Source organism: Erythrobacter crassostreae (assembly GCF_019204045.1).
Taxonomy (GTDB): domain Bacteria; phylum Pseudomonadota; class Alphaproteobacteria; order Sphingomonadales; family Sphingomonadaceae; genus Erythrobacter; species Erythrobacter crassostreae.
Genome location: NZ_JAGSPC010000001.1, coordinates 874,660 through 891,605, shown reverse-complemented (window position 1 = coordinate 891,605; position 16,946 = coordinate 874,660). Strand labels below are relative to the sequence as shown.

The following is a 16,946-nucleotide window of genomic DNA, read 5'->3' as shown; positions in this document are numbered from 1 at the left end:
GCCAATGGTCGCCCCGGGTAGCCAAGCCGAACAGGTAGGAAGGCTGCTGCTCGCGGGAATCATAGTGGTTGCCCTGCCTTCGCTGCCTTTTGGAAATTACCTGCTCTATCCGTTTGTGATCTTGACAACATGGTTTCACGAAATGGGGCACGGTCTGACCGCTTTGTTGATGGGCCAACACTTCCAGCAATTGATGATTTACCCATCCGGCTCCGGCGTTGCGGTCAACGCGATTGATCGGGATGCTTCGGCCTTTGTCCCCGCTGCGATTGCGGCAGGCGGACCACTTGCCCCTACCGTCGCCGGCGCAGGTCTAATCATGGCCAGCGCACATCGAAAGCTGTGGCGACCAACGTTATGGGGCGTGGCCGCCGCGATCCTGATTTCGGTTATTATCTATGTCCGATCGCCGGTTGGTTTCGCAGTGCTGCCACTGGTTGCGGCGACGCTGGCCGTTGTCGCGTGGAAGGCACCAGATGGCCTTGCGCGGTTTATGCTGCAGTTTCTGGGTGTAATTGCCGCGATGAGCATGATCGCGGACTTCAACTATCTCTTCACCGAAATCGCAGTGATCGGCGGTGAGGAGATCCGCTCTGACACGGGTCAGATGGAAGAAGCGCTGATGCTGCCTCATTGGGTCTGGGCGATATTGCTGCTGATGGTTTCTGCCGTGATGATCGGCGCGAGCCTGAAATACGCGCTGAATGAAGACCGGCTGCGCCCGCCGCCTCCAAAGCGGCCAGCGAATGTGTTGCAATTCAAGCGGGATTGATCAGGTTGCGATCCGCAGCGAGTTAAGCCCCGCAGCGTCATTACCGGATTCACCAGAAAGGCCGATAAAGATTGTATCGATGATCCGGGCAAGCTTCTGCTCGGTCAGCTTGTCACCCAGATAGATCAGCGAATCCGGCAACGTGTAATTCGACACCATCTGGTTGATCAGAGACAGCGCCTCATCAATTTCCAGACCGGCCAAATATCCTTCAGCCTGAGCCTGAACGATCACTTCGCACTGATAATGATCGGCGAGGTCGACATAGGACCGTACGCGCTCAAAATTGGCGGCGCCCATTTCACACAGGATGGTGAAGTATTCCGGATCCTCGCGAAAACGATCACGCGAGATCACGAACCGGCGGCGGAAAAATTCATACATCTTGCGTTGCGGCGGCAAATCGGCGGCCAGAGCTTCTTCCATCGCGACCATGTGCGGCTTCAGCCACAGCTGAGCGATGGCATCAAACATATCGTCATAGTCATCGAACAGCTGATCAAAACGCGCGCGCGAAAGTCCGCTTTCGGTGATCGCAAGCTGATAGGGGATTTCCGCCCCGCGCTCTTTCACCAGATCGAGCACCATCTGGGCGATGCGATCACGTTCGTTACTGCGGACTTCGGGCGATAGAGCCATGAGCGGGGGGCCTCCTCACTGGCTACATAGTGGCGGGAGGCAGCCTCTTAAAGACGCAAGTTCGAATTATTGGTTGCACGCCATGCAACGCAGCTATCGGACGTCGTTTTTGCCTGAGATAATATCGCGCGCTTGCTGCTCCAGCACTTTGTAACGTTCAAGATCGGGTATTTTGGAGCGGAACCATTCGGCAATTTTGAGCAGGTCTTCGCCGTAATTGCCGCTTGGCATGATCGGGGGGCTGAACCCGATGGTTCGTTTTTCATTGTCTGCATAGGCCAGGACGATCGGCACACCAGCGGCCTTTGCAATGTTGTAAAAGCCCGATTTCCATTTGCCATCCGATTTTCGGGTGCCTTCGCAGGCGATGACCAGGTTAAGCTCTTCGCGGCTGTCATATTCGTTCTTAAGCTGCTGGGTCGTGCCGCCCTTTTGTGAACGGTCAACGCCGATGCCGCCCATGTCCAGCATGAAATTGCGCATCATCCCTTCAAACAGAGTGTGCTTGCCCATGAAGTTGGGCTGCACTTTTTCTTCGTGAGTGGCGCCAGCGAAGAAGACGAAATCCCAATTCGAGGTATGCGGCGCGCCCGCAATCACGCACTTTTTCACATCGCGCGGAAAGTGTTCAACCACCCGCCAGCGCATCCACTTATAAAAGAACAGGATGGTCCGGTTCACGAGGCGTGACAGCAGCGTGACGTTGCGAGTTTCGTTGTGTTGCAAAGTGTATTCTCTCCCCAGAGGTGCTTTGATTAGCAGTTACGCGGGGGAATGCGAGGGGGTTTCGGCAGCTAGTCAAATTCTGGAATTGGGTCTGCGAAAACGACGTGCCCTTTCCCGGCAGAGGAGATTTGGACAAGTTCCAACGTATTCCTTGCCGCCAGTCCGCGCATGTAGATGATCCCTCCGCCCTTGGCTGCTGCGGACGCAATTTGAACTAAGTCCAGAGTTGATCTTGCTCCAACACGAATCTCAAATCCGCCTCCGGCATTCGCGATCTGCACTAGCTCCAATGTTGATCATGCTTCGAACATGCCAACTTCTCTTTACATCCTGAACACGCCGAAGCTCGGCCGCTCTGCAATCGGAGCCTCCAGCGTGGCAGCAAATGCCAGACCCAGCACATCGCGCGTTTGCGCGGGGTCGATCACACCGTCATCCCATAGCCGCGCGGTGGCGTAATACGGGTTGCCCTCGTCTTCATATTTCTGGCGGATCGGGGCTTTGAAAGCCTCGGCCTCTTCTTCGTTCCATTTGTCTGCGTCGCGGTGAACGGTGGCGAGCACGCTGGCGGCTTGTTCTCCGCCCATCACGCTGATCCGCGCATTGGGCCAAGTGAACAGGAATCGCGGGGAATATGCACGGCCTGCCATGCCGTAGTTCCCTGCGCCAAAACTGCCGCCGATCACCACGGTAATCTTTGGCACGCTGGCGGTGGCGACGGCGGTGACGAGTTTGGCCCCGTGTTTGGCGATGCCTTCAGCTTCGTATTTGCCGCCTACCATAAAGCCGCTGATATTCTGCAAGAACAGCAGCGGAATGCGGCGCTGACAAGCGAGTTCGATAAAGTGAGCTCCCTTTTGCGCAGACTCGCTGAACAGCACGCCGTTATTGGCCAGAATAGCGACGGGCATGCCCCAGATATGGGCGAAACCGCACACCAGCGTTGATCCGTAATTCGCCTTGAACTCGTGAAACTCGCTGCCATCAACGAGCCGCGCGATCACCTCTTTCACGTCATAGGGCGCACGGACGTCATCCGGGATAATCGAGTACAGGTCATCCGCGTCAAACTTTGGCGGGCGCGGGTCTTTCAGGCTGATGTCTTTGGCCGCAGCGGTATTTTCACCCAGATGGCTGACGATATCGCGCACAATAGTCAGCGCGTGTTCGTCATTCTCGGCCAAGTGATCGACCACGCCCGATTTCTTGGCATGAAGATCGCCGCCGCCAAGGTCTTCAGCGGTGATCTCTTCACCGGTTGCGGCCTTCACCAAAGGAGGCCCGGCAAGGAAGATTGTGCCTTGGTTGCGGACAATCACTGTCTCGTCTGACATCGCCGGAACATAGGCCCCGCCAGCGGTGCAGCTGCCCATGACGCAGGCGATCTGCGGAATGCCCAACGCAGACATATTGGCTTGATTGAAGAAGATGCGGCCAAAGTGATCGCGGTCGGGGAATACTTCTGCCTGATGCGGCAGGTTCGCTCCGCCGCTATCGACCAGATAGATGCACGGCAGGCGATTTTCCTGCGCAATTTCCTGCGCGCGAAGGTGCTTCTTCACCGTCATTGGATAATAGGTGCCGCCTTTGACAGTGGCATCGTTGCACACGATCATCACCTGACGGCCCGACACGCGGCCAATCCCGCAAATCAGCGAAGCGCCGTTGATGTGGCCTTCGTACATATCATTGGCGGCCAGCTGACCAACTTCGAGAAACGGCGAACCGGGATCAAGCAACCGCTCAACCCGCTCACGAGGGAGCAATTTGCCGCGCGACACATGGCGTTCACGGCTGCGCTCCGACCCTCCAAGAGCGGCCTCAGCAACGGTGCTGCGAAGGTCTTCAGCGAGCGCCCTGTTATGCGCAGAGCGGGTTTTCGCCTCAGGCGCTTCGTTGTCGAGTTTCGTTGTGAGAACAGGTGCGGTCATATCAATCGTCCTCCAAACCCTTCACGATGATCGCTTCCGCAGTGCTGCCCGCATCGCGGAATTTGCCGATTTCCTGATATTCAGGCGAGGTCAGCCAGGCGACCAGCTTTGGTTTGTCAGGGAACTCGATCAGAACGGATCGCGTGGCGTTCCATTTGCCGCTCAAGTCCTGCGGCTCTTCGTCAACGCTTAGCATCTTGCCGTCAAACTTTTCGAAAATGTCCATGAAACGCTCTTCGTATTTGTCGTATTGTGCGCGGTCATGGATCGTCAGGCGCGAGATCATATAAACAGCCATCAGCCCGCTGCTCCGATCAGTTCGCGACCAATCAGCATTCGGCGGATTTCGTTGGTGCCCGCGCCGATATCCAGCAGTTTTGCATCGCGCATGTACCGCTCTACCGGCCAATCGAGTGTATAGCCTGCGCCGCCCAGCGCCTGAACGCTTTCGGCGGCCACGCGGAATGCGTTTTCACTGGAAAGCAGGATCACGCCAGCCGCATCAAAGCGCGTTGTGTTGCCCGCATCGCACGCCTTCGCCACCGCATAAGTATACGCGCGCGCAGATTGCAGCGCGACATACATGTCGGCGACTTTGGCCTGCATCAGTTGGAAGCTGCCGATCGGTTTTCCGAACTGCTTGCGCTCGCGCAGATACGGAATCACCGTGTCCAGACACGCCTGCATAATGCCAAGCTGCAATCCGGCGAGCACTACGCGCTCGTAATCCAAACCGCTCATCAGCACACCGACGCCGCCGTTTAATGGCCCCATGATGCGGTCTTCGGGGATGTGGCAATCGTCAAACACCAGCTCGGCTGTGGGCGAGCCCTTCATGCCAACTTTCTCAATCTTCTGGCCGATGGAGAAGCCTGCATCGCCCTTTTCAATCAGGAACGCCGTGATCCCACGCGATCCGGCGTGGCCATCTGTTTTGGCATAGACGACCAGCGTGTCCGCTTCCGTTGCGTTGGTGATCCAGAATTTGGTGCCGTTGAGGACATATCCGCCCTGAGCTGCTTCTGCTTTCAGCTTCATCGAAACCACGTCAGAACCGGCCGAAACCTCGCTCATGGCGAGCGATCCGACATGTTCGCCCGAGATCAGACCGGGCAGATATTTCGCCTTCTGTTCGTCATTGCCCCAGCGGCGGATTTGATTGAGGCACAGGTTTGAGTGCGCGCCGTATGACAGGCCAAGCGATGCGCTGGCGCGGCTGACCTCTTCAACGGCGATCACATGTTCAAGATAGCCAAGGCCCAGCCCGCCATCGGCCTCTTCAACGGTGATCCCGTGCAGCCCTAGCTCGCCCATTTGCGCCCAAAGCTCGGCGCGCGGAAAGTAGTCTTCGCGGTCGATCTTATCTGCCAGCGGCATGATCTGCTCATCTGCAAACCGGCCAACGCTGTCGCGGATCATTTCCGCGCTTTCGCCCAGCTGAAAATCGAAATCGGGGGTGGCTCGCATATCAAGTCTATCCGTTATCTGCTTACTCCGCATCGCGCCTTGGCTCAGCGGGAAGTCGTTTGTGCTGCCCGCGCCTTAGCAACGCCTCTCGCAAAGGCCAATGACAGCGAGCATCACGATCCGCCGGCCGACGTGAAATTTGACGGGGATCGATAAGACTGTATGCCAATTTTTCGTTCGTCAGGCAGGATAAAACACTGACTTATTCAGAGCTAACCCTTTGGCCGACAGGCACCGCTCCCGCGCCCGAATACAGCGGCGAGGTAGAGCGGTTAGAAGTGCTTGCAAGCTTTGATCCGGACTCGCTTCAGGGCGATGAGGAACTGGCGCGCATCGCCCGTTTTGCGGCGCATCTATGCGACGCGCCTAGCGCCTCTGTCAGCTTGGTCGAGGCCGCGCGGCAACGCTTCATCGCGTCGGAGGGCTTTGAAGAAACCGAGACCCCCCGATCGACCAGTTTTTGTGCGACCACCATGCTTGGTTCGGAAATCTTCGAGGTTCTAGATGCAAGCGTGGATCAAAGGTTTCGCGATTACGCGCTGGTAACGGGCGCCAGCCATCTGCGCTATTATGTCGGCGCACCTCTGATCTCTCGTGAAGGGGCATCGCTGGGCGCTTTGTGTGTAACAGATACTAAGGCGCATTCAGAACCGCTGACGGACGTCCAGCGGGAAGGTCTTCGAGTCTTGGCAGAGGCGGTGATGCGCCGGATCGAAACCCACCGCGAAGCGGGCCGGACGATGGCCGAAATCAAGCTAAGCGCCGCACGCGTGCAATTCGTGCTCGATAGCGTGCCGGACATTGCATGGTCGGCGGCTCCGGGTGGGTATTTCGATTACTTCAATGCGCGCTGGGAAAAAACAACAGGCCTGCCCCGCCCGCAGAACGTTGAAGACTGGCGCAATGTGATCCACCCTGATGAGTATGAGCGGACTCGCGCCAAATTTATGGCTGCGGTGGAGAAATCAGAGCCCTTCGAAGACGAATGGCGAATGAAACAGGCCGACGGCGGCTATCGCTATGTTCTGTCGCGCGCTGTTCCCTCTACGCATGACCCCGAAACGGCGCGCTGGTACGGCACACTCACCGACATCGATGATACTTATCGTATATCGCAAGAACGCGAACTCCTTGCAGGGGAGCTGGCGCACCGCATCAAGAACATCTTTTCCGTCATCATCGGATTGATCACGCTGCATTCGCAGGGCGATGCCACGCAGAAGGCCTTTGGTGAGATACTGGCCGACAATGTGCGTGCCCTGTCTCGCGCGCAGGATTTTGCCTTGCATATCGGCGATCAGTCGGAAGAGAACCTGCAGAGCCTGCTGGCCATCCTGATGGCACCTTACGGCATTCCTGGCAGCAGCGCAGTGACCATTTCCGGCGATGATGTACCGACCGGCAGACGCGCTGCGACCCCGCTGGCGCTGACATTCCATGAGCTTGCGACCAATTCCGCCAAATACGGTGCACTTAGTGTGGCAAACGGCAAGCTTTCGATTTCAATCAAACGTAGCGCCGACGCAGTCACGATCGTCTGGCGCGAAAGCGGCGGCCCACAAACCAAAGCGCCAGAGGATACCGGTTTTGGGTCACGATTGATCCGGATGTCGATCCAGAACCAGCTGGGCGGCAGCATCGAACACGATTGGCGGAGCGAAGGCTTGCACGCCGAACTGGTGCTGCCTCTAGAGCGGCTGGCCCAATAGGCACGTGCCAGCTACCACTGTATCCAACATGACATCACCAGATCCATCAGCCACCGTGCTTGCATTTGAACAAGTGGAGCGCCGTTATGGCGACGCGGGCGAAGTCGTTGCCGTTGGCGGGGTCGATTGTGCCATCGCGAAGGGAAGCTTCGTCGCGCTGGTCGGGGCGTCGGGTTCAGGCAAATCGACATTGCTCAAAATGGTCAACACACTGGTCATGCCCAGCGGCGGACGCGTGCTGTTTGGCGGCGAGGATGTCATCACACTAAACCAATCGCAGCTGCGCCGACGGGTCGGTTACGTATTTCAGGGCATCGGCCTTTTTCCGCATTTCAGCGTGGGCGAAAATATTGGCATTGGTCCGCGCTTAGCAGGGGAAGCCTTGCCCGCCGAACGTATTGAGGAACTGCTTACGCTGGTCGAGCTTGGGCCTGAAATGGCCACGCGTATGCCGGATGAGCTTTCCGGCGGTCAACGCCAGCGGGTTGGTGTCGCGCGCGCGCTGGCCGGTGATCCGGAGCTGCTTTTGATGGACGAACCGTTTGGCGCGCTCGACCCGATTACGCGTGACGCACTGGGAGAGAAAGTGCGCGAATTGCACGAACGCCTTGGCCTGACGACGATCATGGTCACGCATGACATGGCAGAGGCTTTGTTGCTGGCCGACCGTGTCTTGGTGATGGATGCAGGCGAGCTGCTGGCTGATTGCACGCCGCGCCAATTGTTGATGGGCGAAGGCGGCGAGATTGCTCAAAGCCTTGTATCCGTACCGCGTCAGCAAGCTGAAAAGCTGGCCGCGATGGAAGGGCGTCTGGCCTGATGGAGAACTTCGTAGAGATCCTCTTTGGGCTGGGCGACAAACTGACCGCACACATTGTGCTCGCGGCGAGCGCTATCGGGCTCGGTATCGCAGTCGCACTGCCTTTGGCTGTGTGGGCAAGCCGTTCGCAGACGGTGAACCGCATTGCGCTCGGTTTTGCGAGCCTTGTGCAGACGATCCCTGCGCTGGCATTGCTCGCGCTGTTTTTCCCGATCCTGCTTTCTCTACGCGGCGTTTTCGGTGAGGGACTTCCGACCCTCGGCTTCCTGCCCGCTCTGCTGGCGCTGGCACTTTATGCCCTCCTGCCGATCCTGCGGAACGCGGTCACGGCTCAGGCCAATCTTGATCCCGGTGTGCTTGAGGCGGCTGATGGTGTGGGCATGACAAGCTGGCAAAAGCTGCGCCTTGTCGAAGCGCCCTTATCCGCTCCATTCGTGATGGCGGGCATCCGCACCGCAAGCGTCTGGACCATAGGTGCCGCGACGCTATCGACTACGATTGGCCAACCCAGCCTAGGCGATCCGATTTTTGCCGGTCTTCAGACACAGAACTGGGCGCTGGTGCTCGCGGGATGCTTTGCCAGCGCAGCGCTTGCACTGATTGTCGATATGCTGCTCGGCCTGATCGAGCGCGGTTTGGCTGCTCGTAAGTTCAAACAATGGGGCGGCGGAATGCTCGCAGTTGCTTTGGGCATTCTCGCTGCACTCGCCTTCCAGTTCGGCGATGACTGGTTCGGAGAGGAGCGCGAGGAAGGCGATCTTGGCCCGATCATCATCGCGTCCAAGCAATTCTCAGAGCAATATATTTTGGCGCAGCTTATCGGCGCGCAGCTTGAGAAAGCCGGATACGAGGTTGAATATCGCGACGGGTTAGGATCGGCAGTGGTACACAGTGCCGTTGCCTCGTCCAACATTGATGTCTCGGTCGATTACACCGGCACGATCTGGACCAACAACCTCAAGCGCACCGACAATCCCGGACGCGAGGTGATGTACGAAACGATCCGCAATTGGGAGCAGGAGGAAAACGGCGTTCGCGTTCTGGGACGGTTGGGCTTCGAAAACGCATACGCGTTTGCCATGCGCGAAGACCGCGCTGCAGAATTGGGGGTAACCTCGCTCGGCGATCTCGTACCAGTCGCCGGTGACCTCACCGTTGGCGGCGATCCGGAATTCTTTGAACGCCCGGAATGGATTGCAGTGCGCGATGCTTATGGCTTGGAGTTCGGGGGAAACCGAAATTTCTCGCCGACATTCATGTACAATGCCCTGCGGTCAGGCGAAGCAGATGTGATCAGTGCCTACACTTCTGATGGTCGCATCGCAGCCGACAGGCTCATTGTGCTCGACGATCCACAAGAGGCTTTGCCGAGCTATGATGCGATGTTGATGATGTCGCCGCGCATCGCCGGTGAAGAAGAAATAGCCAACGCCTTGCGCCCGCTGCTGGATGCAATCAGCGTCGAGGCTATGCGAAAGGCAAACTTCGCAGTGGACCGCGAAGGGGAAGGCAAACTCAGCCCCAAGGATGCCGCTGCCGCGTTGGCCGAAGAAATCGGCCTCTAACTTACTTGGCGCGCAGAGAGCCTTTGATTACAGTGCTTTATTCGAAACCTTCGCCAATCGGCCAGCGCCTGCCGCACACGCCGAGCATCTTAAACAGCACGCCCATTTGATCATCCTCGACCAAGCGGTCACGCTGACGCTTCAATTGATCCGCATTCTGGGGAGATTTCCGTTGAAGCGCCTCAAGCCGCGTATCGATATGCAGTTGGCGCAGCCATTCGCCCTGCTGCTGTAGGCCCATAACCTCCGCACCGTTTTTGGTCGCGATGTCTTGCAGCATTTCGAAATCAACATGCGTCGTCAGGTCTGCCTCACCCGGATGTTCGAGCGGATCGACCTTTTTGTGATCCTTGAGCGCTTGCAACGTGGAACCCTCTCGCAATTCCGGCGGACCGTAATCCGCAATTAGCGCGGCCCCGCCCTGATTGGTGAGCCGCTGCGCAATCTCTGCCATAACCGTAGAAGCCGCCGGGCTGGTCTCAATCAAGGCACCTTGCGATGCGCTTTTCCAGCTTTTCGGTACGATCGAATCCATCGGCTTGTCACCTGCGACAAAGGCAAATTTATCGCCCTCCAAACCTACCATTCTTTCGCGCCAGCCATCGGCGGAGCGGACAAGTTGATGCACCGGCAGTGCATCAAAAAATTCGTTGGCCACGATCAAGAGAGGACGATCATCAGGAAGCGTTGAAAGATCATTATGAAAACGAACCGTGGGAACGGCCTGTCGCTGGATTTTGCGCAGCTCCAGCGAACCTTCGACAAAATGAATTTGCGGGTCAAACCCGTATTTGCCCGCCGTTTTGAGCACGTCTTTCGCGAGAGTACCGCGACCGGGGCCAAGCTCGACATAGTGGATGTTTTTTGACGCGCCCATTTTGACCCAAAGATCAGCGATCCAAAGACCAACCAGCTCGCCAAACATCTGGCTGATTTCCGGCGCAGTTATGAAATCCCCTTCATCGCCCAGGGGATCACGGCTGGCATAATACCGCGCGTTGCTATCGCCCATGTACTGCGCGAGGCTGATCGGGCCATTTTCGCGGATCAAGCGGCGGAAACTCTGACCCAGATCAAGAGACGCAAGCTCTTTCGCCTTTGCCTCTTCGGCGGCCTGTTCTTTTGCGGCAGCGTCTTTGAGTGCCTGTTCCTTGGCTTTTGCTTTGGCCTCTGCTTCAGCTTGAACCTTTGCTTCGGCCTTAGCCTTGGCGATTGCCTTTGCTTCTGCCTGCGCTTTGGCCTCTGCTTCCTTGCGCGCAAGAGCTTCTGCCGCTTGCTTTGCCTTCTTGGCAGCGGCTTCGGCTTCTTTTCGGGCTTTGGCGTCAGCCTCCGCTTGAGCTTTTGCGTCTTGCTTGGCCTTTTCAGCGGCAGCTTTTGCCTCGGCCTTCGCTTCAGCGTCGGCCTTCTTCTTTTCTTCTAGCGCCGCCTCTGCTTTGGCAGCCGCCTGTTTCTCTGTTTCGGCCTTGGCCTTCGCGGCTTCCTTGGCTTTTTGCGCAGCCTTTTCTTTGGCTTCTCGCTGCGCTTGCGCTTTCTTATCGGCTTGCTTTTGGGCTTCGAGCGCCGCCTCTGCTTCTGCCGCCGCTTTCGCCTTAAGCTCGGCATCGCGCGCGGCTTTCGCATCAGCCTCTACTTTGGCGCGAACCTCTGCATCACTCTCGGGATCAATCAGTTGCAGGCCGCGCGGGCGCCACGCGCCATCATCGGCTAAGCTGGCGCGCTTACGCTCCCGGTTCCCACCGGTTTCCGCGTCACCGCGTAAAGCGTTACAATCAACCCAATCAAGATCAGCGGTATTGTTAGCCATTGCCCCATCGATAGTCCGGTTCGCACTGCAAACTCTGCCAATTGTGAATCAGGTTCACGGAAGAATTCGTTAACAAAGCGGGCCATTCCCATCAAAATCGTGAATATGCCGACCAGCAGACCCGGACGATACCGTGCACGCGTCTTCCAGAAAAGGAACATCAGGACCACGAACGGCACGAAGCCTTCCAACCCGGCCTGATACAGCTGGCTTGGATGCCGGGCAACGTCGCCGCCGCCAGGAAAGACCATCGCCCAAGACACATCGCTGGCGCGGCCCCACAATTCGCCATTGTTGAAATTCGCCAACCGTCCCAGGAAATGGCCGAGAGGGTATGTGATCGCGATATAGTCACAGACGCGCAGGAAAGAGAGATTGGCACTGCGGGTGACCCATGCAATTGCGAGCAACACACCGATCAGGCCGCCGTGGAAGCTCATTCCGCCTTCCCACAACTTCAGAACATCAAGCGGATTCGACCATAGATTCGGGTTGTAGAAAATCGCATAACCAAGCCGACCGCCCAAAATGACCCCGAGTGTGCAATAAAAGAACAAATCGTCAGCATGACGTTGCGCCATAGGGGCGCCAGGCTGCTTAAGCGTTTTGGACAAATGCCAGTATGCGAAAATGATGCCGATCAGGTACGCAAGCGAATAGAACCGTAGCGTAAAAAAGCCCAAATCAAAGCCAGGAAAGAGGCCCAAATCTGACCAGTAAAGCGGATCGGCAGCGGCGCCGCTTGCGGCAAGTAGTGACAGCACCAAAGGAACCTCTTAATAGCTTTTTCAAAGCCGCGATTACGACTGTGTTCGCGCGGCTTGTGGCACAGCCGGGCGTTTGGGGAAAGAGCCTGATGGGAAGGGTTCTTCGGACAGTCCGGCTTTGGTCACAGCAGACGGTTAGGCGCCGCAGAGCGTCAGCCTTGTAAGTTGAAGAGAGACCTTAAGGAGAGATATTCGCATGCCCACACAGCTGGACACTGCGCTCGAAGCGATCATCGGCGAGCTGACCAAAGACGGTCAGCCTTTTGCAACCGCCCCGTTTGATCGCGACGGAGTCGAAATGCCCGCATTTGTCGGTGCCCCGCCGACAATGGCGCATTATTTCGCCCATTTCTGCAATCAGCATAAAGACGTGCCGTTTTTGGTCGATGGCGATTTGCGCATGACCTTTGGCGAGACCTATGCCGCAGCCGTTTGTGTTGCCGAAGGTCTGGCGAAACACCACAATGTTCAAAAAGGCGACCGTATCGGGATTGCCGCGCGCAATTCAGCCAACTGGATGATCGCCTATATGGGGATTATCATGGCAGGCGGCTGCGCGACGCTGCTCAATGGATTTTGGGCGGGTGAGGAGCTTGCCTACGGCGTGCGTCTTGCAGAATGCAAGCTTGTGCTGGCTGATGCGGGACGTGCGAAACGCCTTGATGGGACCGATCATTCAGCCAAGATCGTATTGATCGACCACAACGTGCCTTCAGAAGGCCTTTCGAGCGTTTGGGCGGCACCAGAGGGCACCAGTATCGCCATGCAGATGCTCGGCGCGCTTGGCCCTGATGATATTGCGACGATCCTCTATACTTCTGGTTCTACCGGCAACTCCAAAGGCGCGTGGTCTGATCACAGAGGCGTGGTCCACGGCGTGATGAACTATGTCGCGCAAAGCGCGATGGCGAAAATCCTGCTGGAAAGTCAGGGCGAAGATGTCAGCTCTCAGCCGAGCGCGCTGATCGCTGTTCCACTGTTCCACGTAACCGGCGAAGTGCCGCTGTTCCTGCAAAGCTATGCGATTGCTCGCAAGCTGGTGCTGATGCCCAAGTGGGACGCCGAAGAAGCGCTTCGTTTGATGGACGCGGAAAAGGTTACTTACTTCGTCGGCGTGCCTTTGATGAGCTACGAAATGGCGACGCATGCCAATCGGGAAAAATATGACCTTTCAGCCTGCCGCAGCTTTGCTGCGGGCGGCGCGCCGCGACCGGTCGAACATGTCACCAAGATCAAGGATGCTTTTCCAAAAGGCTTCCCACTACTTGGGTACGGCCTCACAGAAACCAATGCGGTTGGCTGCGGCAATTTCAACGAGAACTACATGGCAAAGCCCGGTTCCACCGGGAAACCGTCTGTACCGATGGTTGACCTCGCCATTCTTGATGATGACGGCAACAAACTGGCTCAAGGTGATGTTGGCGAAGTTTGCATCCGTTCTGTCGCGAACTTCCGCGGATACTGGAACAATGATGAGGCAACCAAAGAAGCCTTCACCGACGACCGGTATTTCCGCACAGGCGATCTCGGCTATCTCGATGAAGACGACTATCTCTACATCGTCGACCGGAAGAAAGACATTATCATCCGCGGCGGCGAGAACATTTCGTGCATCGAAGTGGAAGACGCGATCTATGCGCATGATGACATTGCCGAATGCTCTGTCTTCGGGCTTCCAGACGAGCGTATGGGCGAAGTCCCAGCGGCTGTCATTCGCGTGAAATCGGGCCGCGACACGATGAATGCGGCGCAAATGCGCGAATTCCTGCTCAGCAACACTGCACCGTTCAAGGTTCCGCTCGAAGAGCACATCTTCCCGGTTACCGAAGTGCTTCCGCGTCTCGGCACCCAGAAAATCGATAAAAAGACACTTCGCGCAGAATACACTGCGAAGTTCGCGTAAGGCGAACCAGGATACGTTTTCACGAAAACGCCAGTTCATTGCGCCGCTTTACCTGCTAAAGCGGCGCAATGACTGACTGGACCCTCCCCAGCCGCCGCATTCCAAAACAACGCGCGATCATCGATCGACGCGCTCTGGGCGAACGTGTCAACGAACTGGCCGATGAGCTTGGTGAGAAGGCTCGCCAACCCATTGTAGAGGCCTTACGCGAAAGTCTTGATGCGGGCCGAAGTGAACTGGCGAAACGGCTATCGGAAAAGCCTTCTGCCGGGCATGATTGCACTGCCGGTCACGCTTTTCTGATTGATCAGCTTGTCCGTGTGATCCACGATTATGTCGTCGCGCACGTCTATCCAGTGCACAATCGCACCAAGGCAGAACGTCTCGCGATTATGGCTGTGGGCGGATACGGGCGCGCCGAAATGGCCCCGCATTCTGACGTCGATATTGCGTTTATCACGCCGATGAAACGCGCCCCTTGGTGCGAGCAGGTGATCGAGGCGATGCTCTACGTCTTATGGGATCTTGGCCTGAAAGTCGGCCATTCCAGCCGCACGGTAAGCGACACCATGAAGATGGCCCGCGAGGATTTGACGATCCGCACCGCGCTGCTTGAAGGCCGCTTGGTCTGGGGTGATCAGGACACCTATGAGGAGCTGCGCGCGACCTTCTGGAACGATGTGGTCAAGGGCAGCGAAAAACTGTTCCTCACGCAAAAGCTCGAAGAGCGTAACCAACGCCATAAACGGATGGGCGATAGCCGCTATGTTGTTGAACCCAATGTCAAAGAGGGCAAAGGCGGCCTGCGCGATCTTCAGACGCTTTACTGGATCGGCAAATACACCCACCGGGTTGATACAGCCGCTCAGCTGGTCGATATCGGGCTGTTCACAACGCAGGAATATCGCAGCTTCCGAAGGGCAGAAGGGTTCTTACTCGCGGTACGGTGCCATATGCATGTGCTCACAGAGAGAGCAGAGGACCGGCTGACATTTGACCTTCAGCGGCAAGTGGCCGAGCGCATGAATTTCGCCGACCGCCCGGGCAAAAGCGCGGTCGAACGCTTCATGCAATACTATTTTATGCAGGCAAAGCGCGTAGGCAGCCTGACTGGCGTGTTCCTTTCCCACCTTGAGGAAGAAACCTCGAAGGCAAAGGTTCGCAGCGGCTTTTTCGCTGGCTGGGGCCAGAAAAAACGCGAACTCAAAGGATATGTCATCGAAGGCGGGCGTATTCGTGCACCATCGGACGACTGGTTCAAAAAAGATCCGGTTCGCCTGATCGAAATATTTCAGCTTGCCGAGGCGGAAGGCGTGGAAGTTCACCCGGAAACCATGCGGCAAGCGGGCCGGGACACGAAACTGATCACCGCCGCTGTGCGCAAAGATGCGCGAGCGAATGCGCTGTTCCTCGATCTGCTCGGCGGGCGCAATGATCCCGAAACTGCCTTGCGCTGGATGAATGAAGCGGGTGTTTTTGGCCGGTTTGTGCCGGATTTTGGCCGGGTCAACGCGCAGATGCAGTTCGACATGTATCATCACTACACCGTCGATGAGCACACGATCCGCGCGATCGGCTTGCTCAGCCAGATCGAGCGAGGCCTGCTTAAAAAAGACCACCCCCGCGCCACGCGGGTCATTCACAAGCTCGCCTCTCGCCGCGCCCTTTATGTCGCGGTTTTGCTGCACGATATCGCCAAAGGTCGAGGTGGCGATCACTCGGTACTTGGCGCTGAAGTTGCGCAGAAACTTTGCCCGCGCTTCGGACTTGATCAGAAAGAGACCGATCTTGTCGCATGGCTGGTGCTGCAACATCTGCTGATGAGTTCCACCGCGCAAAAACGCGATCTGACAGATCCAAAGACCATCGAAGACTTCGTCGGCGAAGTTCGCAGCGTAGAGCGGCTGCGCAATCTTGCCATCCTGACCGCGGTCGATATCCGCGCCGTTGGCCCAGGAACGTGGAACAGCTGGAAAGGGCAATTGCTCGGCGAACTTTACGATGCAGCGCAGGAACGGATGCGTCTAGGCCACAAACGCCATGGCCGCGTCGAACGGGTCAATGCCAAGAAAGAAGCAACAACCGAATTGCTTGGCGACAAGGGCTACCTCGTCGCCGACGTGGGAGAGATGCTTGCGGATGCCTATTGGATTGCCGAACCAGAAGACATCATCGCCAAAAACCTTATCCAGTATGAAGAAGCCCGGCGGATCGAGGATCATTTGTCGATCCATTGTGAGCCGGACGAAGAGCGCGGCGCTACACTTGTCAGTGTGATCGCACCTGACCATCCCGGCCTGTTTTACCGCATGGCCGGCGGGATGCATCTGGCAGGCGCGAACATCATCGATGCGCGCATTCATACAGCGCTCAATGGTTACGCGATCGACAATTTCCTTGTGCAGGACCTGCATGCGATGCCGTTCCGTGAAGCACCGCAGATCGCGCGCCTTAAAGAAGGCATTCGCAAGGCATTGATGGGCGAAGGCGAACTTGTGCCGAAACTCGCAGCGCGGCCACTCTCGCATTCGCGCGCCAAGGCATTCAAAGTCGCCCCAGGCGTCAATTTCGACAATATGGCTTCGAACAATTTCACCGTTGTCGAAGTCACCGCGCGCGATCGGCCGGCTCTACTGAACCGGCTCGCCCATGCTTTGTACAAAGCCAATCTGATCGTGCAGTCGGCCCATATCACAGCCTATGGTGAGACAGCGGTAGACACGTTTTATGTTACCGATCTGACCGGTGCCAAAGTGACGGTGCCAGAACGCCTTGCCGAAATTGAAGAAGAGCTGCTCGAAGCCGCATCCGACCGTAAACAGCGCCAGCTCGAAAAGGCCTGA

General features: G+C 57.1%; 13 protein-coding genes. 6 read left to right on the top strand and 7 right to left on the bottom strand.

The genetic code is table 11. The annotated features are described in order from the left end of the window. The first annotated feature begins 4 nt into the window (after positions 1 to 4). Positions 5 to 772 (top strand): M50 family metallopeptidase, encoded by a 768-nt coding sequence (locus tag KCG46_RS04415; RefSeq protein WP_255551759.1) that lies wholly within the window; start codon positions 5 to 7, stop codon positions 770 to 772. Here KCG46_RS04415 and KCG46_RS04410 read toward each other — a convergent pair whose 3' ends face one another. From KCG46_RS04410 to KCG46_RS04390, 5 genes are all read right to left on the bottom strand, one after another. Further along, positions 773 to 1,411: a TetR/AcrR family transcriptional regulator gene (locus KCG46_RS04410; RefSeq protein ID WP_218404092.1), complete on the bottom strand. Its 639-nt coding sequence runs from the start codon at positions 1,409 to 1,411 to the stop codon at positions 773 to 775. 93 nt (positions 1,412 to 1,504) lie between these two features. Then, positions 1,505 to 2,137 (bottom strand): lysophospholipid acyltransferase family protein, encoded by a 633-nt coding sequence (locus KCG46_RS04405; RefSeq protein ID WP_218404091.1) that lies wholly within the window; start codon positions 2,135 to 2,137, stop codon positions 1,505 to 1,507. A 323-nt stretch (positions 2,138 to 2,460) separates the two neighbouring features. Then, the gene (locus KCG46_RS04400) at positions 2,461 to 4,068 is read right to left on the bottom strand and encodes a carboxyl transferase domain-containing protein (protein WP_218404090.1); all 1,608 of its coding nucleotides are present in this window, start codon (positions 4,066 to 4,068) and stop codon (positions 2,461 to 2,463) included. 1 nt (position 4,069) lies between these two features. Beyond that, complete coding sequence (locus KCG46_RS04395) at positions 4,070 to 4,366, bottom strand: DUF1330 domain-containing protein (RefSeq protein WP_218404089.1); 297 nt, start codon at positions 4,364 to 4,366, stop codon at positions 4,070 to 4,072. Beyond that, positions 4,366 to 5,535, bottom strand: coding sequence for an acyl-CoA dehydrogenase family protein (locus tag KCG46_RS04390; RefSeq protein ID WP_218404088.1), 1,170 nt, complete (start codon positions 5,533 to 5,535; stop codon positions 4,366 to 4,368). The genes KCG46_RS04395 and KCG46_RS04390 overlap by 1 nt, the downstream gene beginning before the upstream one ends. Positions 5,536 to 5,813: 278 nt before the next feature. Here KCG46_RS04390 and KCG46_RS04385 point away from each other — a divergent pair, with 278 nt between their 5' ends. From KCG46_RS04385 to KCG46_RS04375, 3 genes are read left to right on the top strand one after another with little or no spacing between them, the layout of a single operon-like run. Further along, positions 5,814 to 7,244: a sensor histidine kinase gene (locus KCG46_RS04385; RefSeq protein ID WP_369410165.1), complete on the top strand. Its 1,431-nt coding sequence runs from the start codon at positions 5,814 to 5,816 to the stop codon at positions 7,242 to 7,244. Between the two features lie 28 nt (positions 7,245 to 7,272). Then, complete coding sequence (locus tag KCG46_RS04380; protein WP_218404087.1) at positions 7,273 to 8,064, top strand: ATP-binding cassette domain-containing protein; 792 nt, start codon at positions 7,273 to 7,275, stop codon at positions 8,062 to 8,064. Then, a complete protein-coding gene (locus KCG46_RS04375; protein WP_218404086.1) occupies positions 8,064 to 9,629 on the top strand; it encodes an ABC transporter permease/substrate-binding protein in 1,566 nt (521 codons plus the stop codon). Before KCG46_RS04380 ends, KCG46_RS04375 begins: the two co-directional genes overlap by 1 nt. A gap of 37 nt (positions 9,630 to 9,666) precedes the next feature. On the opposite strand, the gene KCG46_RS12715 is transcribed toward KCG46_RS04375, so the two are convergent. Next, positions 9,667 to 11,433 (bottom strand): class I SAM-dependent methyltransferase, encoded by a 1,767-nt coding sequence (locus KCG46_RS12715; RefSeq protein WP_369410164.1) that lies wholly within the window; start codon positions 11,431 to 11,433, stop codon positions 9,667 to 9,669. Continuing rightward, complete coding sequence (lgt, locus tag KCG46_RS04365; protein WP_218404085.1) at positions 11,334 to 12,197, bottom strand: prolipoprotein diacylglyceryl transferase; 864 nt, start codon at positions 12,195 to 12,197, stop codon at positions 11,334 to 11,336. Before lgt ends, KCG46_RS12715 begins: the two co-directional genes overlap by 100 nt. 199 nt (positions 12,198 to 12,396) lie before the next feature. On the opposite strand from lgt, the gene KCG46_RS04360 reads away from it, so the two are divergent. Beyond that, a complete protein-coding gene (locus tag KCG46_RS04360; protein ID WP_218404084.1) occupies positions 12,397 to 14,103 on the top strand; it encodes a class I adenylate-forming enzyme family protein in 1,707 nt (568 codons plus the stop codon). Between the two features lie 68 nt (positions 14,104 to 14,171). Continuing rightward, positions 14,172 to 16,946 (top strand): [protein-PII] uridylyltransferase, encoded by a 2,775-nt coding sequence (locus KCG46_RS04355; protein WP_218404083.1) that lies wholly within the window; start codon positions 14,172 to 14,174, stop codon positions 16,944 to 16,946.